At 32.2% G+C, this 23,624-nt stretch carries 22 protein-coding genes; 21 read left to right on the forward strand and 1 reads right to left on the reverse strand.

What is annotated here, in order from left to right; translation table 11 throughout:
• From rpsM to ctlX, 10 genes are all read left to right on the forward strand, one after another.
• A complete protein-coding gene (rpsM, locus tag SOM12_RS08060) occupies positions 1-375 on the forward strand; it encodes a 30S ribosomal protein S13 (protein ID WP_008464322.1) in 375 nt (124 codons plus the stop codon).
• An 8-nt stretch (positions 376-383) separates the two neighbouring features.
• A complete protein-coding gene (gene rpsK / locus SOM12_RS08065) occupies positions 384-767 on the forward strand; it encodes a 30S ribosomal protein S11 (protein ID WP_026727866.1) in 384 nt (127 codons plus the stop codon).
• 91 nt (positions 768-858) lie between these two features.
• A complete protein-coding gene (rpsD, locus tag SOM12_RS08070; protein ID WP_095931494.1) occupies positions 859-1,464 on the forward strand; it encodes a 30S ribosomal protein S4 in 606 nt (201 codons plus the stop codon).
• A gap of 21 nt (positions 1,465-1,485) precedes the next feature.
• Positions 1,486-2,478 carry a DNA-directed RNA polymerase subunit alpha gene (locus SOM12_RS08075; protein ID WP_008464329.1) on the forward strand — a complete coding sequence of 331 codons (993 nt, stop codon included), beginning with the start codon at positions 1,486-1,488 and terminating at the stop codon, positions 2,476-2,478.
• Positions 2,479-2,540: 62 nt separating this feature from the next.
• Positions 2,541-3,029, forward strand: coding sequence for a 50S ribosomal protein L17 (gene rplQ / locus SOM12_RS08080; RefSeq protein WP_017495007.1), 489 nt, complete (start codon positions 2,541-2,543; stop codon positions 3,027-3,029).
• 240 nt (positions 3,030-3,269) lie between these two features.
• Positions 3,270-4,379, forward strand: coding sequence for a glutamine-hydrolyzing carbamoyl-phosphate synthase small subunit (gene carA, locus SOM12_RS08085; protein ID WP_320493016.1), 1,110 nt, complete (start codon positions 3,270-3,272; stop codon positions 4,377-4,379).
• A 111-nt stretch (positions 4,380-4,490) separates the two neighbouring features.
• Positions 4,491-5,783, forward strand: a complete 1,293-nt coding sequence (eno, locus tag SOM12_RS08090; protein ID WP_095931491.1) for a phosphopyruvate hydratase — start codon at positions 4,491-4,493, stop codon at positions 5,781-5,783.
• A gap of 153 nt (positions 5,784-5,936) precedes the next feature.
• A complete protein-coding gene (locus tag SOM12_RS08095; RefSeq protein WP_095931490.1) occupies positions 5,937-7,214 on the forward strand; it encodes a citrate synthase in 1,278 nt (425 codons plus the stop codon).
• A gap of 62 nt (positions 7,215-7,276) precedes the next feature.
• Positions 7,277-8,191 carry a dimethylarginine dimethylaminohydrolase family protein gene (locus SOM12_RS08100; RefSeq protein ID WP_320493018.1) on the forward strand — a complete coding sequence of 305 codons (915 nt, stop codon included), beginning with the start codon at positions 7,277-7,279 and terminating at the stop codon, positions 8,189-8,191.
• 64 nt (positions 8,192-8,255) lie between these two features.
• Positions 8,256-9,191 carry a citrulline utilization hydrolase CtlX gene (gene ctlX, locus SOM12_RS08105; RefSeq protein WP_320493019.1) on the forward strand — a complete coding sequence of 312 codons (936 nt, stop codon included), beginning with the start codon at positions 8,256-8,258 and terminating at the stop codon, positions 9,189-9,191.
• A gap of 75 nt (positions 9,192-9,266) precedes the next feature.
• On the opposite strand, the gene SOM12_RS08110 is transcribed toward ctlX, so the two are convergent.
• The gene (locus tag SOM12_RS08110) at positions 9,267-9,893 is read right to left on the reverse strand and encodes a MarC family NAAT transporter (protein WP_095931487.1); all 627 of its coding nucleotides are present in this window, start codon (positions 9,891-9,893) and stop codon (positions 9,267-9,269) included.
• 152 nt (positions 9,894-10,045) lie between these two features.
• Here SOM12_RS08110 and SOM12_RS08115 point away from each other — a divergent pair, with 152 nt between their 5' ends.
• The 11 genes from SOM12_RS08115 (at position 10,046) to SOM12_RS08165 (ending at position 23,623) form a co-directional block, all read left to right on the forward strand.
• Positions 10,046-10,411 (forward strand): CoA-binding protein, encoded by a 366-nt coding sequence (locus SOM12_RS08115; protein ID WP_095931486.1) that lies wholly within the window; start codon positions 10,046-10,048, stop codon positions 10,409-10,411.
• A gap of 130 nt (positions 10,412-10,541) precedes the next feature.
• Positions 10,542-11,162, forward strand: coding sequence for a recombination mediator RecR (recR, locus tag SOM12_RS08120; RefSeq protein WP_095931485.1), 621 nt, complete (start codon positions 10,542-10,544; stop codon positions 11,160-11,162).
• Between the two features lie 70 nt (positions 11,163-11,232).
• Entirely contained in the window at positions 11,233-12,024 is a 792-nt protein-coding gene (locus tag SOM12_RS08125) for a polysaccharide biosynthesis/export family protein (RefSeq protein WP_095931484.1), read from the forward strand.
• Positions 12,025-12,040: 16 nt separating this feature from the next.
• Positions 12,041-14,488 carry a polysaccharide biosynthesis tyrosine autokinase gene (locus SOM12_RS08130; RefSeq protein ID WP_320493020.1) on the forward strand — a complete coding sequence of 816 codons (2,448 nt, stop codon included), beginning with the start codon at positions 12,041-12,043 and terminating at the stop codon, positions 14,486-14,488.
• Between the two features lie 10 nt (positions 14,489-14,498).
• Positions 14,499-15,482, forward strand: coding sequence for an SDR family oxidoreductase (locus SOM12_RS08135; RefSeq protein ID WP_095931482.1), 984 nt, complete (start codon positions 14,499-14,501; stop codon positions 15,480-15,482).
• A 27-nt stretch (positions 15,483-15,509) separates the two neighbouring features.
• Complete coding sequence (locus SOM12_RS08140) at positions 15,510-16,901, forward strand: UDP-glucose 6-dehydrogenase (protein WP_095931481.1); 1,392 nt, start codon at positions 15,510-15,512, stop codon at positions 16,899-16,901.
• Between the two features lie 64 nt (positions 16,902-16,965).
• Positions 16,966-17,430: a UpxY family transcription antiterminator gene (locus tag SOM12_RS08145; protein ID WP_095931480.1), complete on the forward strand. Its 465-nt coding sequence runs from the start codon at positions 16,966-16,968 to the stop codon at positions 17,428-17,430.
• Between the two features lie 283 nt (positions 17,431-17,713).
• Positions 17,714-19,003: a nucleotide sugar dehydrogenase gene (locus SOM12_RS08150; RefSeq protein ID WP_172426951.1), complete on the forward strand. Its 1,290-nt coding sequence runs from the start codon at positions 17,714-17,716 to the stop codon at positions 19,001-19,003.
• 24 nt (positions 19,004-19,027) lie between these two features.
• Positions 19,028-20,035 carry a mannose-1-phosphate guanylyltransferase gene (locus tag SOM12_RS08155; protein ID WP_095931479.1) on the forward strand — a complete coding sequence of 336 codons (1,008 nt, stop codon included), beginning with the start codon at positions 19,028-19,030 and terminating at the stop codon, positions 20,033-20,035.
• A 15-nt stretch (positions 20,036-20,050) separates the two neighbouring features.
• On the forward strand, positions 20,051-21,097 hold the full coding sequence (rfbB, locus tag SOM12_RS08160; RefSeq protein WP_095931478.1) for a dTDP-glucose 4,6-dehydratase: 1,047 nt from the start codon (positions 20,051-20,053) through the stop codon (positions 21,095-21,097).
• Between the two features lie 48 nt (positions 21,098-21,145).
• Complete coding sequence (locus tag SOM12_RS08165) at positions 21,146-23,623, forward strand: SLBB domain-containing protein (RefSeq protein WP_320493021.1); 2,478 nt, start codon at positions 21,146-21,148, stop codon at positions 23,621-23,623.
• Position 23,624: the final 1 nt, after the last annotated feature.

A 23,624-nucleotide genomic window follows, 5' to 3' on the forward strand; every position in this document is an offset into this window, starting at 1 on the left:
ATGGCAAGAATAGCAGGGGTAGATATCCCAAAAAACAAAAGAGGTGTTATTGCACTTACCTACATCTTCGGATTAGGAAAAAGTAGAGCTATCGAGATTTTGGAAAAAGCTCAAGTTAGCCAAGATAAAAAAGTTCAAGATTGGAATGATGATGAAATCGGAGCAATTCGTGAAGCTGTTTCATTTTACAAAATTGAAGGAGAATTACGTTCTGAAATTTCTTTAAACATTAAACGTTTAATGGATATCGGATGTTACAGAGGTATTCGTCATAGATCTGGTCTTCCATTAAGAGGACAAAGAACTAAAAACAACTCAAGAACAAGAAAAGGTAAAAGAAAAACTGTTGCTAACAAGAAAAAAGCAACTAAATAATAAGTAATATGGCTAAAGCAACTGCAAAAAAACGTAAAGTTATCGTTGAATCAACGGGTGAGGCTCATATTTCTGCCACTTTTAATAACATTATTATTTCTTTGACTAATAAGAAAGGTGAAGTTATCTCTTGGTCTTCAGCTGGTAAAATGGGTTTCAGAGGTTCTAAAAAGAACACTCCTTATGCAGCTCAAATGGCAGCAGAAGATTGCGCTAAAGTAGCACTTGAGGCAGGACTTAAAAAAGTGAAAGTTTATGTAAAAGGACCAGGTAACGGACGTGAGTCTGCTATCCGTTCTATTCATAACGGTGGAATTGAAGTTACAGAGATTATTGATGTTACTCCAATGCCACACAACGGATGTCGTCCTCCAAAAAGACGTAGAGTTTAATTTTTTATTTTTATAGTATAAACAAGGTAGAACATAGATTATCGAAGGATTAGACCTGAATTCATAATTTCTACCTTAAATTTTTTTTAAAATGGCAAGATATACTGGTCCTAAAACCAAAATCGCTCGTAAATTTGGCGAGGCAATCTTCGGAGATGATAAATCTTTCGAAAAAAGAAATTACCCACCTGGACAACACGGGATGGCTAAAAAAAGAGGAAAAAAATCTGAGTACGCTGTTCAGTTAATGGAAAAGCAAAAAGCTAAATATTCTTATGGAATTTTAGAAAAACAATTCAGAAATTTATTCGAAAAAGCATCAGCGACTAAAGGAGTAACTGGTGAAGTTTTATTACAATTATGTGAAGCAAGATTAGATAATGTTGTTTTTAGAATGGGAATTGCTCCATCTAGAAGAGGTGCGCGTCAAATCGTTTCTCACAGACACGTTACTGTAAATGGAGAGGTTGTTAATATTCCTTCTTACCACCTTAAGCCTGGTGATAAAGTTGCAGTTCGTGAAAAATCTAAATCTTTAGAAGCTATCGAACGTTCTTTATCAAATTCAAGTCATGTTTATGAATGGATTACTTGGAACAATGATCTTAAAGAAGGAACTTTCGTTTCTGTACCTGCGAGACTTCAAATTCCAGAAAACATTAAAGAACAATTAATCGTAGAGTTGTACAACAAATAATAATTGACTTAGTCGAAATTTATGGCAATATTTAATTTTCAAAAGCCCGATAAAGTTATCATGATCGATTCAACCGATTTTGAAGGTAAATTTGAGTTTAGACCTTTAGAACCTGGTTACGGATTGACAGTTGGTAATGCACTTAGAAGAGTTTTGCTTTCAGCGTTAGAAGGTTATGCAATTACATCTGTTCGTATCGAAGGTGTAGATCATGAGTTTTCTACTATTTCAGGTGTTGTTGAGGATGTTACCGAAATTATCCTTAATCTAAAACAAGTACGTTTCAAACGTCAGATTGAAGATATCGATAATGAATCAGTTACTATTTCTGTTTCTGGTAAAGATCAATTGACAGCAGGTGATTTTCAAAAATTTATCTCAGGTTTTCAAGTTTTGAATCCAGACCTTGTTATCTGTAATTTAGATTCTAAAATCAAATTGAACTTCGATTTAACAATCGAAAAAGGTAGAGGATACGTTCCTGCTGAAGAGAACAAAAAACAGAATGCTGCAATTGGAACAATTTTTACAGATTCTATTTTTACTCCGGTAAAAAATGTAAAATATGCAATCGAAAATTTCCGTGTAGAGCAAAAAACAGATTACGAAAAATTAGTTTTTGAAATTAAAACTGATGGATCTATTAATCCAAAAGATGCTCTTACTGAAGCTGCTAAAGTTTTAATTCACCATTTCATGTTGTTTTCTGATGAAAGAATTACACTTGAGGCTGACGAAATTGCACAAACAGAATCGTATGATGAAGAGTCATTGCATATGAGACAATTGCTTAAAACTAAGCTTGTTGATATGGATTTATCTGTGAGAGCATTAAATTGCTTGAAAGCGGCTGAAGTTGATACACTTGGTGATTTAGTATCGTTCAATAAAAATGACCTAATGAAATTCCGTAATTTTGGTAAAAAATCTTTAACTGAACTTGATGAACTTGTTGCAGTGAAGAATTTAACTTTCGGAATGGATTTAGCTAAATACAAATTAGATAAAGAATAATTTACTTCATATTTTGCTCTCCATAGTGGATTGTAGCAAGATGAAGATAAAAAAAACACGTCATGAGACACGGAAAAAAATTCAACCACTTAAGCAGACAGACTGGACATAGAAAAGCTATGTTGGCTAATATGGCTTGTTCTCTTATTGAGCACAAACGTATTAACACTACTGTTGCTAAAGCTAAAGCGCTTAAACAATTCGTTGAGCCTTTAATCACTAAATCAAAAGAAGATACGACTCACAATCGTCGTATTGTTTTTGCATACTTACGTAGCAAATATGCTGTAACTGATTTGTTCAGAGATGTGGCTGCTAAAGTTGGAGACCGTCCAGGTGGATACACTCGTATCATTAAAGTTGGAAATCGTTTGGGAGATAATGCTGATATGGCAATGATCGAACTTGTAGATTTCAATGAACTTTACAATGGAGGTAAAAAAGAAGTTAAAAAAGCAAAAAGCCGTCGTGGTGGTAAAGCTAAAAAAGCTGAGGGTACTCCTGAGGCTCCTGCTGCTGAATCAGAAACGACTACTGAAGCTTCTGAATAATTATGAAAGTAATGATTCTATAGAAATCAAGGATAAGCTAATTTTTAGTTTATCCTTTTTTTTTGATTTTTTTTAAAGAGTAAAATTTAACTTATTTCAACGCCTTGGTTTTATTTTTATGAATGAAATTTTTAAAATATCTTGGCAGCGCTCTTTTAAAGAAGTAAATTTGCAAAATATCTAATTACAAATGAAATATTAAAGTTTCATAAGACGATTAAAAACAATACAAATTAAAGAATGAAATACACAACACGACAAAGCGCCATTTTATTACTTAGCGATGGAACTATTTTTCATGGTAAATCTATTGGTATCAGCGGTAAAACTTTTGGTGAAGTTTGTTTTAATACTGGAATGACTGGATATCAGGAGATTTTTACAGATCCTTCTTATTTTGGTCAAATTATGGTTGCGACTAATCCGCATATTGGTAATTATGGTGTTAATGATTTAGAAGTTGAATCAGACAGCATTAAAATTGCAGGTTTGGTTTGTAAAAACTTTAGCTTTAATTATTCAAGAGAAGGAGCTTCTGGAAGTTTAGAAGATTACTTTATTAAGCAAAACCTAATTTGTATTTCGGATGTTGATACAAGAGCTCTTGTAAGTTACATTCGTGATAATGGGGCAATGAATGCAGTAATTTGTACAGATGGAACTTCAATTGAAGATTTGAAAAAGGAATTAGCCGATGTTCCAAATATGGAAGGTTTAGAGCTTGCTTCTAAAGTATCTACAACTGAGCCGTATTTTGTTGGAGATGAAAATGCAACTTATAAAATTTCGGCACTTGATCTTGGAATTAAAAAGAATATTTTAAGAAATCTTGCTAAGAGAGATTGCTACATTAAAGTTTTTCCGTACAACTCAACTTATGAGGATTTAAATTCGTTTAATCCAGATGGGTTTTTCTTGTCAAATGGACCTGGGGATCCAGATCCTTTATTTGGTGCGATAGAAGTAGCAAAGAAAATTCTTGCTGAAGATAGACCTTTATTCGGGATCTGTTTGGGGCATCAAGTAATTGGTTTGGCTAATGGAGTTGAAACTTATAAGATGTTTAATGGACACCGAGGGATTAACCACCCAGTAAAAAATCTTATTACAGGTAAAGGTGAAATAACATCTCAAAACCACGGTTTTGCTGTTAAGAGAGAGCAATTGGAAAATCATCCAGAATTACAAATTACTCATGTTCACTTGAATGATGGTACTGTGGCAGGAATGAGGATGAAGAATAAAAATTGTTTCTCAGTTCAGTATCACCCAGAAGCTAGTCCAGGACCACACGATTCGTCATATTTGTTTGACCAATTTGTAGAGAATATTAAAAGCGACAAAGCCTAAAACGATGTAGTTAATAAATAAAGGTGTTTAATGACTACAATGCGTTTATAGTATTAAATATTTTTATAATTTCGAAAAAAAAATATAATTTATTAATAAAAAACAAAAATAATGAGTATTATAATTAAAGTTCACGCAAGACAAATTCTTGATTCTAGAGGTAATCCTACTATTGAAGTAGATGTAGTAACTGAAAATGGAGTTTTAGGTAGAGCTGCTGTTCCATCTGGAGCATCAACTGGAGAACACGAAGCTGTTGAATTACGTGATGGAGGTAAAGCTTATCTAGGTAAAGGTGTTTTGAATGCAGTGAACAATGTAAATACTGTTATTGCTGAAGAATTAGTGGGAACTTCTGTTTTCGAACAAAACACAATTGACCAATTAATGATTGATTTAGATGGAACTCCAAATAAATCTAAATTAGGAGCTAATGCTATTTTAGGAGTTTCTTTAGCTGCGGCAAAAGCTGCTGCTAATGAACTTGGATTGCCATTATACAGATACGTAGGTGGTGTTTCTGCTAATACGTTACCAGTTCCAATGATGAACATCATCAACGGTGGTTCTCACTCTGATGCGCCTATCGCGTTCCAAGAGTTTATGATTTTCCCAGTAAAAGCAACTTCTTTTACGCATTCTATGCAAATGGGAACTGAAATTTTCCACAGTTTGAAGAAAGTTTTACACGATAGAGGTTTGAGTACTGCTGTAGGTGACGAAGGTGGTTTTGCTCCAAACTTAGCTGGTGGTACTGAAGATGCATTAGATACAATTAAATTGGCTGTTGAAAAAGCAGGTTATTCTTTCGGTGACGAAATTATGATCGCTCTTGACTGTGCTGCTTCTGAGTTTTATGTAAACGGTAAATACGATTATACTAAATTTGAAGGTGAAACTGGAAAAATCAGAACTTCTGAGGAGCAGGCTGATTACTTAGCTGAACTTGCTGCTAAATATCCAATTATTTCTATCGAAGATGGTATGTACGAAGATGATTGGAATGGATGGAAATATTTGACTGAAAAAATTGGTGACAAAGTGCAATTAGTAGGTGATGATTTGTTTGTTACTAATGTTGAGCGTTTGTCTACAGGAATCCAAAAAGGAATTGCTAACTCTATCTTGGTAAAAGTAAACCAAATTGGAACTTTAACTGAAACTATTGCAGCTGTAAACATGGCGAAAAATGCTGGTTACACATCTGTAATGTCTCACCGTTCTGGAGAAACTGAAGATAACACAATTGCTGACTTAGCTGTTGCTTTAAACTGTGGTCAAATTAAAACTGGTTCTGCTTCTCGTTCAGATCGTATGGCAAAATACAATCAATTATTACGAATTGAAGAAGAATTAGGAAGCACTGCTTATTTTCCAGGTTTAAATGCTTTCAAGATTAAATAATCATAAGAGATATATTAAGATAAACCATTCATTTTTTAATGAATGGTTTTTTTTTGGAGTTTTAACAAATTCATAGCAGTATTCTTTTTTTAATTAGTCTTAAATTCATTAGATTTGATAAATTATTATTTAAAGAATTATTTCCAGTATATTATGTCAAAAATAGCTACATTAGAAATAGATGGTAAAAAGATTGAGCTTCCAGTAATCACAGGAAGCGAAAACGAATCAGCTATCGATATTAACAAATTACGTGATTTAACAGGTTTTATTACCCTTGATCCAGGTTATAAAAATTCAGGGTCTTGTACAAGCGAAATCACTTTCCTAGATGGAGAAGAAGGAATTTTGCGTTACAGAGGATACTCGATCGAAGATCTTGCAGAAAAAGCTAATTTCTTAGAAGTATCTTATCTTTTGATTTTTGGTGAATTGCCTACAGCTTCACAATTAGAAGATTTTGAAAATGGTATAAAAAAGCATTCTTTGGTAAACGAAGAAATGAAAAATATCATTGATGGTTTTCCTAAAACGGCTCACCCAATGGGAGTGCTATCTGCTTTGACTAGTGCTTTAACGGCATTCAATCCTAAAGCAGTTAATGTTGATAATGAAAAAGAAATGTACGAGGCTATTTGTAAAACAATGGCAAAATTTCTTGTAATTGCTACATGGACTTATAGAAAATCTATGGGTTATCCTTTAAACTATTACGATAATACAAAAGGATATGTAGAAAGCTTTATGCAATTAATGTTTAAATTGCCTACTGGTCCTTATGCTGCAAATCCAGTAATCGTAAATGCTTTAGATAAATTATTTATTCTTCACGCAGATCATGAGCAAAACTGTTCTACATCTACTGTTAGAATGGTAGGTTCTTCTCACGCAGGTTTATTTGCTTCAGTTTCTGCAGGAGTTTCTGCTTTATGGGGGCCACTTCACGGTGGAGCAAACCAGGCTGTACTTGAAATGCTTGAAGAAATTAATAAAGATGGCGGAGATACAGATAAATTCTTAGCAAAAGCAAAAGACAAAAATGATCCTTTCCGTTTAATGGGATTCGGACACAGAGTTTATAAAAACTTTGATCCAAGAGCTAAAATTATCAAAAAAGCAGCAACAGAAGTACTAGAGACTTTAGGTGTTGAAGATCCGATTTTAGATATCGCAAGAAAATTAGAAAAAGCTGCTCTTGAAGATGAATACTTCAAAGCAAGAAACTTATATCCAAACGTTGATTTCTACTCTGGAATTATCTACAGAGCTCTAGGAATTCCAACAGATATGTTTACTGTTATGTTTGCAATTGGAAGACTACCAGGTTGGATTGCGCAATGGAAAGAAATGCGTGAAAACAAAGAACCAATTGGAAGACCAAGACAAATTTATACAGGACATCCTTTACGAGAGTTTAAGTCTAATAAATAAAAAACGAAAGCTTCACTTAACTGTGAAGCTTTTTTTATATTTGCTCAAAATACAATAGAGTTATGTTGCAATTAAATGTAAAGAACGAAACGTCTCGACTTCGTGCTGTAGTTTTGGGTTCTGCTGTTCATAATGGACCAACTCCAACTATAGAAGAGGCTTATGATCCTAAATCATTGGAACATATTAAGGCGGGAACTTATCCTTTAGAAAAAGATATGGTTGCTGAAATGGATGCTTTTAATGCTGTTTTTCAGAAATATGATGTTACAGTTTATCGTCCGGAAATGATTGAAAACTACAATCAGATTTTTGCACGAGATATTGGATTCGTAATTGATGATATCTTTGTGAAATCGAATATTCTTCCAGATAGAGAACGCGAATTAGATGCTATTCAATATGTAATTGATCAGATAGATCCATTAAAAGTAGTTCGCCCTCCAGAAGAAGTTCATATTGAAGGAGGAGATGTGATGCTTTGGAATGATCATATTTTTATCGGAACTTATAAAGGAAGTGATTATAAAGACTACATTACAGCAAGAACCAATATGCATGGTGTAAGCTATATCAAATCGTTATTTCCTAATAAGATTGTAAAAGAATTTGATTTGGTAAAATCTAAATTAGAAGCAAGAGATAATGCGCTGCATTTAGATTGTTGTTTTCAGCCTGTTGGAAAAAATAAAGGTATTATTTATAAAAGAGGTTTTCGAGAGGAGGCAGATTATCTTTATTTAGTAAAGCTTTTCGGAAAAGAAAATCTATTTCATATTGAAAGAAACGAAATGTATAATATGTTTTCGAATGTATTTTCAATTGATGAAAATGTGGTGGTTTCTGAAAAGAATTTTACGAGATTGAATAATTGGCTTCGTGAAAATGGTTTTACTGTTGAAGAAATTCCATATGCTGAAATTTCAAAGCAAGAAGGTTTGTTGAGATGTTCAACGCTTCCATTAATAAGAGACTAAAAAAAAACAATTTTAAATTTCAGTCTTCTAGAAAAACTTGAAACTTGAAACAAAAAAATAAAGAATGATACAGACTACTAATGCTATCGTGATGATTCGCCCAGTTGCATTCAGGATGAATGAACAGACGGCTGTAAATAATTATTATCAAAAAGTATTAGACGGACTTTTACCAAGTACCGTTAATGCTAAAGCGCAACAGGAGTTTGATGCTTTTGTTGAAAAATTAAGAACGGTTGGGGTAGATGTTACTGTTGTTGATGACAATTTAGAGACTGATACTCCTGATAGTATTTTTCCAAACAATTGGGTTTCATTTCATGAAAATGGAGATGTGGCCCTTTATCCGATGTTTGCTGAAAATCGTCGTCAAGAACGTCGTGAAGATATTTTGGATACTTTGGAAGAAAAAGGATTCGAAATTTCTAATATCATGGATTATACTTCAGCAGAAGAAGATGGCATTTTCTTAGAAGGAACAGGAAGTTTGTTGTTAGATAGAGCTAATGGAAAAGCATATTGCGCGTTATCTCCAAGAGCAGACGAAGAATTGTTTATAGAGTTCTGTGAAGATTTTGATTATGCTCCTGTTATTTTTGAAGCTTTTCAAACGGTTGATGGCGAGCGTAAACTAATTTATCATACTAATGTAATGATGTGTTTAGGTGAAACTTTTGCTGTTATTTGTGCAGATTCTATCGATGATAAGAAAGAACGAAAAATGGTTCTGGATAATCTTAAACAAGATCAAAAGGAAGTTATTTTAATAACAGAAGACCAAGTGAATAATTTTGCAGGAAATATGTTAGAAGTTCGCGGAAAAGATGATAAGAGATATATTGTTATGAGTGCTTCTGCACACCAGATCTTAACTCCAAAACAGATTGCTCAATTGGAAAATCATGCAGAAATCTTAAGCTCAAGCCTTGATACAATTGAAGCTTGTGGCGGAGGAAGTGCAAGATGTATGATGGCTGAAGTTTTCTTGCCGAGAAGTTAAAATAAAAGATCTAATAAAAGAAAGGGATAAAATCATACTTGATTTTATCCCTTTCTTTTTAAAAACATTTTGGAGTTAAAAATTTCCTTTTATAATATTTACTATAGCACTTACTATGTATTGAATTCCGATAGAAATAACGATAAAACCAACAATTCTTGAAATAGCGACAATTCCAGATGCTCCTAAAATTCTAGCTAAATAATGAGCGCTTTTTAAAATAGCAAAAATCGCTACAGCAATTGCTAGAATCGCTAATGATGAAATTATAATTTCGTTTATTTCATGATGCTCTTGATAAAAAGCAATTAAAAGAGACATCGATCCAGGGCCAGCAAGCATTGGTATTGCTAAAGGTGTTAATGCAATATCATTTCTGTGTTGCGCTTCATTTTCAATTTTTTTATTGATTCCTCGTTTCTTGTTGAATTTTCCAGAAAGTAAAGAAAAACCAGAATTTACAATTACAATTCCGCCCGCAATTCTTAAGGCGTCTATGCTGATTCCGAAAAAAGTTAAAACATATTGGCCAATGAAATAAGAAACCAATAATATGATGAAAACATTGATTGCGGTCCAAAGAGAGATTCGTGATCTTTCTTTTTGAGAGTCGTGTTGTGTTAATCCGACAAAAATAGGTACAGTTCCAATTGGGTTTAGCACTGAGAACAAGGCAGCAAATAAGTAAATAAATAATTCCATATTATATTGATTGGTTGAAGTAAATGTAATTATTTTTTGATGTTTTTATGTGAAATTATGTTATAATAATGTTTTTATTGCTGTTTATTCTGAATCAAAGACATGAAGTTAAATCGTTCTTTTTGATTACTTTTGCAGTCTAAACAAAAACAATGAAAAATAAAAAAACATTAGTCATAGGAGCATCTACAAATCCAGAACGTTATTCTTATAGAGCAGTAAATATGCTGGCAGGAAAAGGACATTCTGTTTTAGCAATCGGACAAAAAGCAGGAGAAGTTGCTGGAGTAAAAATTCAAACTAAAGCGATACCAGTTAAAAATATTGATACCATCACTTTGTATTTAAATCCTATTCGTCAGAGAGATTATTATAATTATATTATTGAGTCACATCCTAAACGAGTGATTTTTAATCCAGGAACAGAAAACCCAGAGTTGTACCAATTACTAGAATTAAATGATATTCAAGTAGAGGTAGCTTGTACATTAGTTTTGTTGGCTACAAATCAATACTAAAATATTATTTGTCACTTTCATTTTAACATTGAAAAGAAAGGTGTTTCGTAATAAATTCTCGTTAGTGTTAAGCTTTGAATTTAATGGCTGTAATGTAGGCTAAACCATTAAAAGTATTACTTTTGTCGTCATGGAATTTTCATCAAAATTAATTGAAAAAGCGGTAAACGAAATGTCGCAATTACCTGGTATAGGTAAGCGTACGGCACTTCGATTAGTTCTTCATTTATTAAAACAACCTAAAGAACAAACAGCTTTTTTGTCTCAAGCATTATTGAAAATGCGTGAGGATATTAAGTTTTGTGAAAGTTGCCATAATATTTCTGATACTAAAATGTGCGAGATTTGCGCTAATCCAGTTAGAAATCATGAAACAATATGTATTGTAGAAGATATTAGAGATGTTATGGCAATAGAAAATACAGGGCAATTTAGAGGAATATATCATGTGCTTGGAGGTAAAATTTCACCTATTGAAGGAGTAGGCCCAAATCAGTTAAATATTTCTAGCTTAGTAACAAAAGTAAAATCTGGAAATGTAGCGGAGATTATTTTTGCGTTAAGCTCAACTATGGAAGGAGATACAACGAATTTTTATATCTATAAACAAATTGCAGATTCTGATATTATAATTTCGACAATTGCGAGAGGAATATCGGTTGGAGATGAATTAGAATATGCAGACGAAATAACACTTGGACGAAGCATCTTGCATAGAGTTCCTTTTGAAAAAACATTTAAAAACAATTAACTAAACCCCAAATAGCGATTATGTTTTTCTTGATATTAAAGGAAAAGATCTTTGCGAAAACATTGAACGAATGACAAAAAACAGTTTTTTTCTATTTTTATTAATCTCTACATTATTTACCTCGTGCATTCCAATCAAAGATTTGGTTTACCTTCAGGATAAAAATGATTCAGGAGAACAAGCAGCGATTGTAGCAGTAGAATCAAAACCATATAGATTGCAAGTGCATGATGTTTTAAAAGTTAATATAAAGGCAATAGACTCAAAATTAGTCTCTATTTTTAATACAACTGAAGGCGAAACTGGTCAGGCAGGCAAGAGCGAAGCTAGTTTGTACTTTGATGGATTTACAGTTGACGATCACGGAAATATAAGAATGCCAATTCTTGGAGAAATTAATGTAATTGGATATACTCTTGAAGAGACAAGAATAAAAATCGAAAAGAAATTACTGGAAGAATATTTTAAAAGCGAAGCAAATATTTTTGTAACAGTAAAACTAGCGGGTTTTAGATATACAATTAATGGAGAGGTTGGAAGTACAGGTACAAAAACATTATTTAAAGATAATGTAAATATTTTAGAAGCTGTTGCAAATGCTGGAGATATTACAACAGTCGGTAATAGAAAAGAAGTAACCATAATTCGTCAGAGTCCAACTGGTGTTCAACTGCATGAGATTGATCTTACAGATGTGAACGTAATGAAATCACCTTATTATTATTTACAGCCAAATGATTATATCTATGTAAAACCATTGAGGCAAAAAACATGGGGAACGGGTCAAACGGGGATACAGTCAATAGGAACAATAATCACATTATTGTCTTTGGCAACAACAGTTTATTTAATTATAAAGTAAAAAATAGGTTTTTAAAATGTTAGACATTAAAGATTTTGCCATTTTTGAAAATCATTCTCATTTTGATTTTAAAGGGTTTCTGTTGAAAATTGCAAGTTACTGGAAATGGTTTCTTGTAAGTTTGATTATTACATTCACTATTGCTTACCAGATAAATATTCGTAAAGAAAAAATTTACGGAATGCAAACCATGATTTCTATTAAAGAAGAAAGCAATCCTTTTTTTACATCAAACACCAGTTTGGTATTCAATTGGGGAGGAGTTTCGGATCAGGTAAATGGTATTTCTACAATTTTGCAATCAAGATCTCATAATGAACTAGTCGTAGATAAACTTCAATTTTATATTAATTACTTAGAGCAGGGGAAATACAATTTAATTGATTCTTATGGAGCGGTACCATTCTACGTCGATATTGACAAAACAAAGGGACAGCTTGCAAATACATTAATTAATATAAAATTTTTAAGCGAAAATGAGTATCAAATTCAGATACCATTTGAAGTTAATTCTGTTTCGTTAATTACTTATAGCAATAATTCTTATGGCAAGACGTCAGTACAACCCACAACTTTTATTAAAAAATACAAAGTAGGAGAACGTGTTAATCTTCCATTTTTAGATTGGAAACTTCAAATAGTAGATAATCCAGGTTTTTATAAAGGTAAAGAATACTTTGTAAGATTTAATGATTTTGATGGAACTGTATCTCAATACAAAGGCATAAATGTAGATGCTGGAAAAAGTGCGGGGTCGTTGTTGACTTTGTCAATGCAAGGAACAAATAAAGCAAGAATGGTTGATTATTTGAATGCTACCGTAAGGATGCTTATGAAATTGCAATTAGATGGTAAAAACCAATTTGCAACAAACACTATTAGATTTATTGATAGTACTCTTGTTGCAATGGAATCTCAGCTTAAAGAGACTGGTAACGAATTAAAATCTTTTCAAAAAGATAAAAATATTTACCAAATAGAAGATGGTGGCTCAAGGGTTTCAGAAAAGATAATGAATTTTGATGTTGAAAAAGATCAAGTTACTAGAAAAATAGCTTATTATAATTCGTTAAGATCATATTTAAATAGTAGCGACGACTATTCTAGGTTACCAGCACCTTCTGTTGCTGGAATTGAAGATCCTAATGTTGTTGCTAATGTTTCCAAACTTATAGCTCTTTCTACTCAAAGATCAGAAATGGCTTATGCTGTGAAAAGTGAAAAAATATTTAAAGATTTTGATAATCAAATGGCTGCGGTAAAAAATGTTCTTCAAGAAAATATTGTTACGGCTAAGTCTTCTTTAGTTTATGATTTATCTTTGTTAAATGCCAAAATTGGCCAAGCAGAAAGCACTGTTAAAAAACTTCCTGCTGAACAACAGGAATTACTGAAGATTAAAAGAAAATATGATTTGAACGACAATATCTATACAGAGTTTCTTCAAAAGAGAAATGAAGCAGAAATTGTAAGAGCATCTAACCTATCAGATATTCATTTTATTGATCCTGCAAAGGATATTGGTGGAGGTTTAATTGGGCCTAAGACTTCTGTAAACTATGTAATGGCTTTGTTCTTAGGGATTTTAATTCCTTTGTTGTTTGTTTTGTTAATCTTCTTTATTAATAATTCAATTCAGAATGGTGATGACATTAGTAAACTAACTCAAATCCCATTGCTCGGAGTGATTGGTATTAATAAAGACTCAGGAAGCTTAGCGGTTTTTGATAAACCAAAATCTGCTCTTTCAGAATCATTTAGGGGCTTACGTTCTTCACTTCAGTTTTTATATAAAAAACAAAAAGTTGACGGATCAAAAACCTTAATGATTACTTCTTCAATTAGTGGAGAAGGAAAAACATTCTGTTCTATAAATATTGCTACAGTTTTTGCTTTAAGCGAGAAAAAAACAGTAATAGTTGGTTTGGATTTAAGAAAACCAAGATTGGCAGATGAATTTCAATTAAAATCATCTCTAGGAGTTGTCAATTATTTAATAAGACAAAATAATTTAGAAGAAATTACTAATCAGACGCCAATCCCTAATTTAGATATAATACTTTCAGGGCCAATTCCCCCAAATCCTTCTGAGTTAATTTTAAGTGATGCGATGAAAGAATTGATTGATGAACTTAAGCAAAAATATGATTATATAGTTTTGGATACTCCACCAGTTGGTTTAGTAGCAGATTCATTGGAATTAGTTCAGTTTGCAGATGTAGTATTGTATATTGTAAGACAAAATTATACTAAGAAAGATATGATAACGTTGTTGAATACTAGGCTTAAACGTGGAGAGTTGAGCAACGTGAGTATTGTATTAAATGGTTATGAAAATAAAGCAAAATACGGTAGTGGCTACGGATATGGTTACGGATATGGAGCTTATTCGAATGGTTATCATGAAGAGGATGTTAAAGATGGATTTTGGAAAGCATTTTTAAACCGAATTAGAAAAAAATAAACTTTGACAAATGGAAAGCAGGGTAAAGAATACAATTTTGATTACAGGAGGAGCTGGATTTATAGGTTCAAATTTGACTGAGTATTTTTTAGGCTTAGGCTATAAGATCGTTTGTATGGATAATTTTTCTACAGGCCATCGTTATAATTTAAAAGATTTTTTAAATAATCCTGATTTTAAGTTAATCGAAGGCGATATCCGAAATTTAACTGATTGTAGTTTAGCTGTTGAAGGAGTAGATTATGTTTTACATCAAGCTGCTTTAGGTTCTGTTCCTAGGTCGATAAAAGATCCAATTACGACTAATGATGTAAATGTTTCGGGTTTTTTAAATATGCTTACAGCAGCACGCGATGCTAAAGTAAAACGATTTGTTTATGCTGCGAGTTCTTCTACTTATGGAGACTCTCAAGGATTACCCAAAGTAGAAGATGTTATAGGAAAACCATTGTCTCCTTATGCAATTACAAAATATGTGAATGAGCTTTATGCGGAAATTTTTAGCAAGACATATGGATTAGAAACAATCGGACTTCGTTATTTTAATGTTTTTGGAAGAAAGCAAGACCCTAATGGAGCTTATGCGGCTGTAATTCCAAAGTTTGTAAAGCAATTTATGAGCCACGAGAGTCCAATAATTAATGGAGACGGAAATTATTCTCGTGATTTTACTTACATAGACAATGTAATTCAAATGAATGAGTTGGCTATGACTTGTCAAAATTTAGAAGCAATTAATACTATTTATAATACTGCATTTGGAGACAGAAATACTTTAAATGACTTAGTTGGATATTTAAAAGAATATTTATCAGACTTTGATCCAAAAATAAAGGATGTTCCAGTTATTTATGGCGAAAATCGAGCAGGAGACATTCCGCATTCTCTAGCAAGTATCGAAAAAGCAAAAAGAAATCTCGGTTATAATCCAAAGTATTCTTTGCAAGACGGGTTAAAAGAAGCTGTTGAATGGTATTGGAATAATTTAAAATAAATTTAAGATCAAGATAAAATAGATCAAATGAAAATTACAAAAATTTGCTGCATTGGTGCAGGATATGTTGGAGGGCCAACAATGGCAGTGATTGCTCAAAAATGTCCTCATATTCAGGTTACGGTTGTTGATTTAAATGAACAAAGAATAGCAGATTGGAATGATCCGAATCCTGAAAATATTCCAATATATGAACCTGGACTTTCTGAAATTGTAGCAGAAGCAAGAAGCAGAAATTTGTTTTTTTCTACAGATGTAGATAAAGCGATAGATGAAGCTCAAATGATATTTATTTCTGTAAATACACCAACCAAGACTTATGGAAAAGGAAAAGGAATGGCAGCAGATTTAAAATATATCGAATTATGTGCTAGACAAATTGCAAGGGTTGCAAAACAAAATAAAATTGTAGTCGAGAAGTCAACTTTACCAGTGAGAACCGCTGAGGCCATTAAAAGTATATTGGATAATACAGGAAATGGTGTTCAATTTCAAATTTTATCTAATCCAGAGTTTTTAGCAGAAGGAACTGCAGTTACAGATTTATTAAACCCTGATCGAATTTTGATTGGTGGAGATAAAACTCAAGAAGGTGAAGAGGCAATTAATTCCTTAGTAGAAGTTTATTCAAATTGGGTAAGCAAAGATCGAATTTTGACAACAAATGTTTGGTCGTCTGAATTGTCTAAACTAACCGCAAATGCATTTTTAGCACAACGTATTTCTTCAATAAACGCGATGTCGGAACTTTGCGAGAAAACGGGAGCAAATGTAAATGAGGTAGCTAAAGCGATCGGTATGGATAGTAGAATTGGTCCTAAATTTTTGAAAGCTTCTGTAGGATTTGGAGGTTCTTGTTTCCAAAAAGACATATTGAATTTAGTATATATAGCAAAATCATACGGATTAAATGAGGTTGCAGATTATTGGGAGCAAGTGATTATTATGAATGATCATCAAAAAAGAAGATTTTCAAATAAAATTGTTCAGACTTTATATAATACAGTAGCCGATAAAAAAATTACTTTTTTAGGTTGGGCTTTTAAAAAAGACACAAATGATACAAGAGAGTCTGCAGCAATTTATGTTGCTGATGATTTAATAAATGAACAAGCCAAAATCTCCGTTTTTGATCCGAAGGTTTCTAAAACTAAAATGCTAAGTGACTTAGATTATTTAGAAACGAGAGCAAGTGAAAATAATCTTGACGCACTAAGTGTTTTTGATAATGCTTATGAGGCATGTAAAGACGCACATGCGATTGCAATTTTAACAGAGTGGGATGAGTTTACAACTTATGATTGGAAAAGGATTTACGATTCTATGCATAAGCCAGCTTTTATATTTGATGGAAGAAATATTTTAAATGCCAAACAATTAGAATCAATTGGATTCGTTTATAATGGTATTGGAGCATAAATTGGTTTTGTATTTGTAGAATTAAATGGAGTGGAATATGTTGCTTCATCCTAAATAAAAAAAAATGAATTGGTATGTTGTTTATACAAAACCGAAATGGGAAAAGAAAGTAGCAGATAAACTTAATCAGCTTGGAATAGAATGTTATTGTCCATTGATTACTCAAATAAAACAGTGGTCAGACAGGAAGAAGAAAATTGAAACGCCTCTTTTTAATTCCTACGTTTTTGTTCAGTTATCCGATTCAGATCGTAACTTAGTTTTTCAAGTACAAGGAGTAGTTAGGTATTTGTTTTGGTTAGGAAAGCCAGCAATTGTAAAAGATCAAGAAATTGAAATTATTAGAACAAGTTTAAAATCCCCGAATCTAAAGGATGTTTCAGTTTCGACTATTCAGGTTGGAGATAAAATTAAATTAGAGTCCGGTGCGTTTATCAATCAAGATGCAATTGTTCAGGAAGTTTCTAATAATTATTATGTGCTGGTGCTTGAAGCTTTAGGGTGTGTCTTGAAAATAAAATATAAATAACAGCGTTATCCAATAAAAAGTTAACAGAAGAGAAGTCTTTTTTTAGATTTTTTTCTTCTGTTTTTTTTATAAAGTAATTATTTACAGCCTGATTAATAACACATTGTGGGTAAGCGTTTTTTTATTAACAATTTGTTTTTGAGTATTACGGGAAACCGTATTGATTAACTAGAGTTATTATACTATATTTGCGCGAAAATGATTAATTTAGGCATCTGAGTCAGATATTGTGACTTGGAACGGCGAAGCCGTGAATTTTTAAAAGCCTAAAGAAATTAAAAAGATGGAGCTAGAAAAAAATATTAAAATTGCAGTTATTGGTTTGGGCTATGTCGGTTTGCCACTGGCTCGATTGTTTGCAACAAAATATTCTGTAATTGGTTTTGATATAAATGAATCGAGGGTTAGTTCTCTGAAATCAGGAACAGATACAACATTAGAAGTAGAGGATGATGTTTTACAAAGCGTTTTAATAAATAAAACCGATGAAAAAGAAGGACTATATTGTACTACCTCTATAGCGGATATTGCTGAATGTAATTATTATATAGTAACAGTTCCTACACCAGTAGACAAAAACAATAGACCAGATTTAACTCCTCTTTATAAGTCGAGCGAAACAGTTGGTAAAGTTTTAAAAAAAGGAGATATAGTTATTTACGAATCAACTGTCTATCCAGGAGTAACAGAAGAACAATGTGTGCCAGTTTTAGAACAGGTGTCTGGTTTAAAGTTTAATGAAGATTTTTTTGCAGGATATTCTCCAGAAAGAATTAATCCTGGAGACAAGGAACATACAGTTGAAAAAATTTTAAAAGTAACATCAGGCTCAACACCAGAAATAGGTTTAAAAGTTGATGCTTTATATAAGTCTGTAATTACTGCTGGAACCCATTTAGCTCCAACAATAAAAGTAGCGGAAGCGGCTAAAGTTATTGAAAACTCTCAGCGAGACATTAACATTGCTTTTGTTAACGAATTAGCTAAGATATTCAACTTAATGAATATCGATACTCAAGAAGTATTAGAAGCGGCATCTACAAAATGGAATTTTTTGCCATTTAAACCAGGACTTGTCGGCGGACATTGTATTGGTGTAGATCCTTATTACTTAGCACAAAGAGCACAGGAGTTTGGTTATCATCCTGAAATAATTTTGGCAGGAAGACGCTTGAACGATAGCATGGGCGAATATGTGGCTTCACAAATAGTGAAGTTAATGATAAAAAAAGGTATTTCGGTTAATGGAGCTGAGCTGTTAATGCTTGGTATTACTTTCAAAGAAAATTGCCCAGACGTTAGAAATACAAAAATTGTCGATGTTATAAAAGCATTAAAAGATTACGGAATAGTGGTTACTATTTTTGATCCTTTAGCTAATAATGACGAAGTTAATAAAGAATATAAGCTGGAGACTATTAACTCTCTGCCTGAAAAAGAATTTGATGCATTAGTATTAGGAGTAGCTCATTCAGAGTTTCTTCAAATAGATTTTTCAAGTTTGCAAAAAGAAAAAAGTTTAATTTATGATGTAAAAGGAGTTTTAGGATCTTTGGCAGACAACAGACTTTAGATCTCCTTTTTTATTTAAGAGTATATGAGTTCAGATAAAACGATAACGCACGTAATACTTACTGGAGGAGTTGGAAGTAGACTTTGGCCACTTTCTCGTAAAAGTAGACCAAAACAATATCTTGAAATATTTGATGGTAAATCTTTATTTGAAATGACAGTTAAACGAAACAGTCATTTAGCAAATAAAGTAATGGTAGTTGGGAATGTTGATAATCATCATTTGAGTGGCAAAGTGATGGAAAAAACAAGTACTTCTTACATAAATATTATTGAGGCAACGCCAAGAAATACGGCTGCGGCGATAGCTTTTGCTGCATTTGCATCTGAACCTAATGATATTTTAATAATTACTCCGTCAGATCACATAATAGATCAGATGGAGAATTATAATCAGGCTATCAACGAGGCGGTTACAAAAGCTAATGATGGTTTTATTGTAACTTTTGGGGTTATTCCAACTAAACCAGAAACAGGTTATGGTTATATAGAAGCAGAGGGGGACAATGTAATTTCTTTCCGTGAAAAGCCAAATGAAACTACAGCAAAGGAGTTTATTGCAAAAGGCAATTTTTTATGGAATAGTGGAATGTTTTGTTTTAAAGCAAGTGTGCTTTTAGAGGAGTTGAAAAAATTCCAGCCCGATGTTTATGAAAAATCAAAAACAGTATGGGAGGGAAGTAATGATGGATTTTTAAATTTTGACTTATCTATGGAAATTCCTTCTATCAGTATTGATTATGCAGTAATGGAGCGTAGTAAAAAGATTAAAGTTGTTCCTGCTTCGTTTTCATGGTCAGATTTAGGCTCATTTGAATCAGTATATGATTATTTATATTCTAAAGGACATTCAACAGATTCTAACGGCAACATGGTTATTGGATGTGATAAGCATACCACTTTTCTTGGTTTGAAAAATACTATTTTTGTCTATACAGAAACGGCTAATTTAATTTTGCAAAAAGAAAATTCACAAGATGTAAAAGATATATATAACGAATTGGAAAAACAAAATTCCGATTTATTAAATTAATAAAAAGCATTTAAAATGAAAAAAATTTTAATAACTGGCGGTGCTGGATTTATTGGTTCTCATGTAGTAAGACGTTTTGTAAACAAATATCCGGAATATCAAATTTTTAATTTGGATGCTTTAACCTACGCAGGAAATCTGGAGAACATAAAAGACATTGAGGATAAACCAAATTATACCTTTATTAAAGGAGATATAGTTGATGAAAGTTTTATAAATGACCTTTTTAAAAAACATGAATTTGAAGGAGTTTTACATTTAGCTGCTGAATCACATGTTGATCGCTCGATAGAAGACCCATTAGCATTTGTAAAAACTAATGTTATCGGAACTATGAATTTATTAAATGCGGCTAAAAATCAGTGGAAGGGCAATAATGAAGGAAAAAGATTTTATCATATCAGTACAGATGAAGTGTATGGTTCATTAGGAGCTGAAGGTTTATTTAAAGAAACTACTTCTTATGATCCAAACTCCCCTTATTCCGCCTCAAAGGCTAGTTCAGACCATTTTGTAAGAGCGTATGGAGAAACTTACGGACTTCCATATGTTTTAACTAACTGTTCGAATAATTACGGTTCATTTCATTTCCCCGAAAAGTTAATCCCATTATTTATAAACAATATAATTAATAGTAAACCTCTTCCTGTATATGGAGACGGAAATTACACTCGTGATTGGCTTTTTGTGGAGGATCATGCCATTGCCATAGATTTAGTTTTTCACGAAGGAAAAAATCATGAGACCTATAATATTGGAGGTTTTAATGAATGGAAAAATATTGATTTAGTAAAGCTTCTTTGTAAAATTATGGATCAAAAATTGGGTCGTGAAGCTGGAGATTCTGAAAACTTGATTACTTATGTAAAAGACAGGCCGGGTCATGATTTAAGATATGCAATCGATGCATCTAAAATCAATACAGAATTAGGATGGAAACCTTCGGTTACTTTTGAAGAAGGATTAGAAAAAACTATAAATTGGTATCTTAATAATAAAGAATGGCTTCAAAATGTTACTTCAGGAGCCTATAAAGAGTATTATCAAAAACAATATTCATAAAAAGTATACTTACAATAAATATATCGAAGATAATTTTTCCTGTAAATTATGAAAAAAATAATATACGTTCTTACATTTTCTTTTGCATTAATAACATTTAATGCAACTGCACAAGATTTAATGAAATCCAAAGATTTAAGTTCTGTAAGAGTAGATTACTTATCAGATGATGATTTGACAAAAATTAGCGCTCAGTTAAAAAGTAATAACACAACTATTGAGCAAGTTGAATCAATGGCACTTTCAAAAGGTATGAACCAAGCAGAGTTTAATAAACTTAAGATTAAGCTTAATGATTATGAAAAGAAAAATTCAAAAGATGGTGGAAAAGATAAAAATAAGGATAGTAAATTAAAAGCAGGTGATAAGGATTCAGAGTTTGGCAGAAAACAGGAAAAAATTAAAAATGAGAAGATAAAAGATTCTTTGAATGCATTAATTTTTGGATCAGAACTCTTTGATAATCCTACTTTAAATTTTGAACCAGATTTGAATTTGGCAACTCCTATGAATTACATTCTCGGTCCTGGTGATGAATTGCAAATAAGCGTTTATGGTGTTCAAGAATATAATGCTAATGTACCAGTAAGTGTTGAAGGCAAAATAAATATTGATTATGTTGGGCAAATTTCAGTTTCAGGAATGTCTATAGAAGCGGCAACACAAAAAATAAAAGCGGCTGTTGCTAGAGTTTACAGTACCGTTCGCTCTGGGCAATCTCAAGTTAGCATTAGTTTAGGAAAAATACGGACTATAAAAGTTACCATTGTTGGAGGTAAACAGCCAGGGAATTATTCTATTTCTTCGCTAGCAACTGTTTATAATGCTTTACATTTAGCTGGTGGGCCAGGAAAGAATGGGAGTTATAGAAATATTGAATTGATACGAAACAATAAGGTTTACAGGAATATTGACATTTATAGATTTTTAGTTAAAGGAGATCAATCTGATAATGTTACCTTAAAAGAAAATGATGTAATTAGAATTCCTGCATATACACAAAGAGTAACTGTAGAAGGTGAAGTAAAAAGACCAGGGATTTTTGAAATGAAAAATGGCGAAAAATTCTCAGACTTATTGAATTTTGCATCTGGCTTTAATGAATTTGCTTATACTGCTTCAGTAAATGTATTGCAAAAGACAGGAAAAGAATTTAAAGTCCACGATATAAATGAAAGTGAATATAATTCCTATCAACCTCAATCCGGAGATGTTTTTAGAATTACTAAGATTATAAATCGATTTGAAAATCGTATCAAGATTGAAGGGGCTGTTTTTAGACCAGATTATTATTCTTTTACAGAAGGGATGAGGATTTCAGATCTTGTGACAAGAGCAGAAGGATTAAAAGAAGATGCTTATAGTAAAAGAGCAAGAATTATTCGTTTAAGAACAGATTTAACAACAGAAATTGTTAATTTAGATTTAGGAGCCGCTTTGTCAGGTGATTTAAATGAAGATATTGAACTAAAAAGAGAAGATATAGTGACGGTATATTCTATATTAGATTTTAGAGAAGAATATAAAGTAACTATAGATGGGGAAGTAAAAAATCCTGGAGAGTATGAATATTTTGAAAATTTAACTTTAAATGATTTAGTGGTTCAAGTAGGTGGCTTAACTGGTTCTGCTTCAAAAAGAGTTGAAATTGCTAGAATGATTAAGTCTGATGCTATTGATGATGCTGACCCTAAACGTGTAGAATTAGTGGAACTGGAAATAACCGCAGACAATAATGAACAAGTTAAAAATTTTGTTTTAAAACCTTTTGATGTTATTAATATTCGTAGAATGGCAGTTTATGAAAAACCCGAAATGGTTAAAGTTAGTGGGGCTGTTACTTATCCTGGTAAATATGTATTGGCTAATAAAAAAGAGAAGGTTTACAATGTGGTGATGAGAGCAGGAGGTTTAACATCAATTGCAAATTTAGATGGTATGAAAATCAAAAGGCCAATCAAGGAAGAACAGATTGAGCAACTAGAAAGTATAAATCTTAACTACGATAAGAAAGAAACTTCTGAAGAGGGAGTTGATTTAAAGACAAAAGATACTCTCAAGTCTAGATTGTCAAAAAGACTTAGAGATGATTTAAAATATACTACAATTCCTGTAAATTGGGTGAAAATCGTTAAAGATAAAAATCATTATTCTAATGTTACATTATTTCCTGGAGATGAAATAGAAGTTGCTGTCTATAATGAAGGAGTAAAAGTTACAGGAAATGTATTATTGACATCTGAAATTCCATATAGAAATGGAAAAGGATTTAAATATTATATAAATTCTGTTGGGGGAGTAGATAGTAAAGGATGGAAAAGAAAGGCATATATAATATATCCCAACGGAAAAGCAGCAGTGACAAGTTCTTTTTTATTTTTTAGGTCTTATCCGAAAGTAGAGCCAGATTCGCAAATTGTTGTACCAGAAAAGCCTGAAAAGAGAAAGATGAGTGCAGGTGAATGGGCTGGTCTTGGGACAGCATTTGCCAGCTTGGCATTATTAATTGTAACTGCTTTTAAATAAA

Source organism: Flavobacterium sp. CFBP9031 (assembly GCF_034044945.1).
Classification (GTDB): domain Bacteria; phylum Bacteroidota; class Bacteroidia; order Flavobacteriales; family Flavobacteriaceae; genus Flavobacterium.

Coding starts and splice junctions, on each gene's coding strand:
- ctlX (WP_320493019.1), top strand. CDS start 8,256: ATGATACAGACTACTAATGCTATCGTGATGATTCGCCCAGTTGCATTC.
- SOM12_RS08150 (WP_172426951.1), top strand. CDS start 17,714: ATGGAGCTAGAAAAAAATATTAAAATTGCAGTTATTGGTTTGGGCTAT.
- rplQ (WP_017495007.1), top strand. CDS start 2,541: ATGAGACACGGAAAAAAATTCAACCACTTAAGCAGACAGACTGGACAT.
- SOM12_RS08155 (WP_095931479.1), top strand. CDS start 19,028: ATGAGTTCAGATAAAACGATAACGCACGTAATACTTACTGGAGGAGTT.
- rpsM (WP_008464322.1), top strand. CDS start 1: ATGGCAAGAATAGCAGGGGTAGATATCCCAAAAAACAAAAGAGGTGTT.
- SOM12_RS08100 (WP_320493018.1), top strand. CDS start 7,277: ATGTTGCAATTAAATGTAAAGAACGAAACGTCTCGACTTCGTGCTGTA.
- carA (WP_320493016.1), top strand. CDS start 3,270: ATGAAATACACAACACGACAAAGCGCCATTTTATTACTTAGCGATGGA.
- SOM12_RS08125 (WP_095931484.1), top strand. CDS start 11,233: ATGACAAAAAACAGTTTTTTTCTATTTTTATTAATCTCTACATTATTT.
- SOM12_RS08075 (WP_008464329.1), top strand. CDS start 1,486: ATGGCAATATTTAATTTTCAAAAGCCCGATAAAGTTATCATGATCGAT.
- SOM12_RS08115 (WP_095931486.1), top strand. CDS start 10,046: ATGAAAAATAAAAAAACATTAGTCATAGGAGCATCTACAAATCCAGAA.
- recR (WP_095931485.1), top strand. CDS start 10,542: ATGGAATTTTCATCAAAATTAATTGAAAAAGCGGTAAACGAAATGTCG.
- SOM12_RS08095 (WP_095931490.1), top strand. CDS start 5,937: ATGTCAAAAATAGCTACATTAGAAATAGATGGTAAAAAGATTGAGCTT.
- eno (WP_095931491.1), top strand. CDS start 4,491: ATGAGTATTATAATTAAAGTTCACGCAAGACAAATTCTTGATTCTAGA.
- SOM12_RS08145 (WP_095931480.1), top strand. CDS start 16,966: ATGAATTGGTATGTTGTTTATACAAAACCGAAATGGGAAAAGAAAGTA.
- rpsD (WP_095931494.1), top strand. CDS start 859: ATGGCAAGATATACTGGTCCTAAAACCAAAATCGCTCGTAAATTTGGC.
- SOM12_RS08165 (WP_320493021.1), top strand. CDS start 21,146: ATGAAAAAAATAATATACGTTCTTACATTTTCTTTTGCATTAATAACA.
- SOM12_RS08110 (WP_095931487.1), bottom strand. CDS start 9,893: ATGGAATTATTTATTTACTTATTTGCTGCCTTGTTCTCAGTGCTAAAC.
- SOM12_RS08135 (WP_095931482.1), top strand. CDS start 14,499: ATGGAAAGCAGGGTAAAGAATACAATTTTGATTACAGGAGGAGCTGGA.
- SOM12_RS08130 (WP_320493020.1), top strand. CDS start 12,041: ATGTTAGACATTAAAGATTTTGCCATTTTTGAAAATCATTCTCATTTT.
- rpsK (WP_026727866.1), top strand. CDS start 384: ATGGCTAAAGCAACTGCAAAAAAACGTAAAGTTATCGTTGAATCAACG.
- rfbB (WP_095931478.1), top strand. CDS start 20,051: ATGAAAAAAATTTTAATAACTGGCGGTGCTGGATTTATTGGTTCTCAT.
- SOM12_RS08140 (WP_095931481.1), top strand. CDS start 15,510: ATGAAAATTACAAAAATTTGCTGCATTGGTGCAGGATATGTTGGAGGG.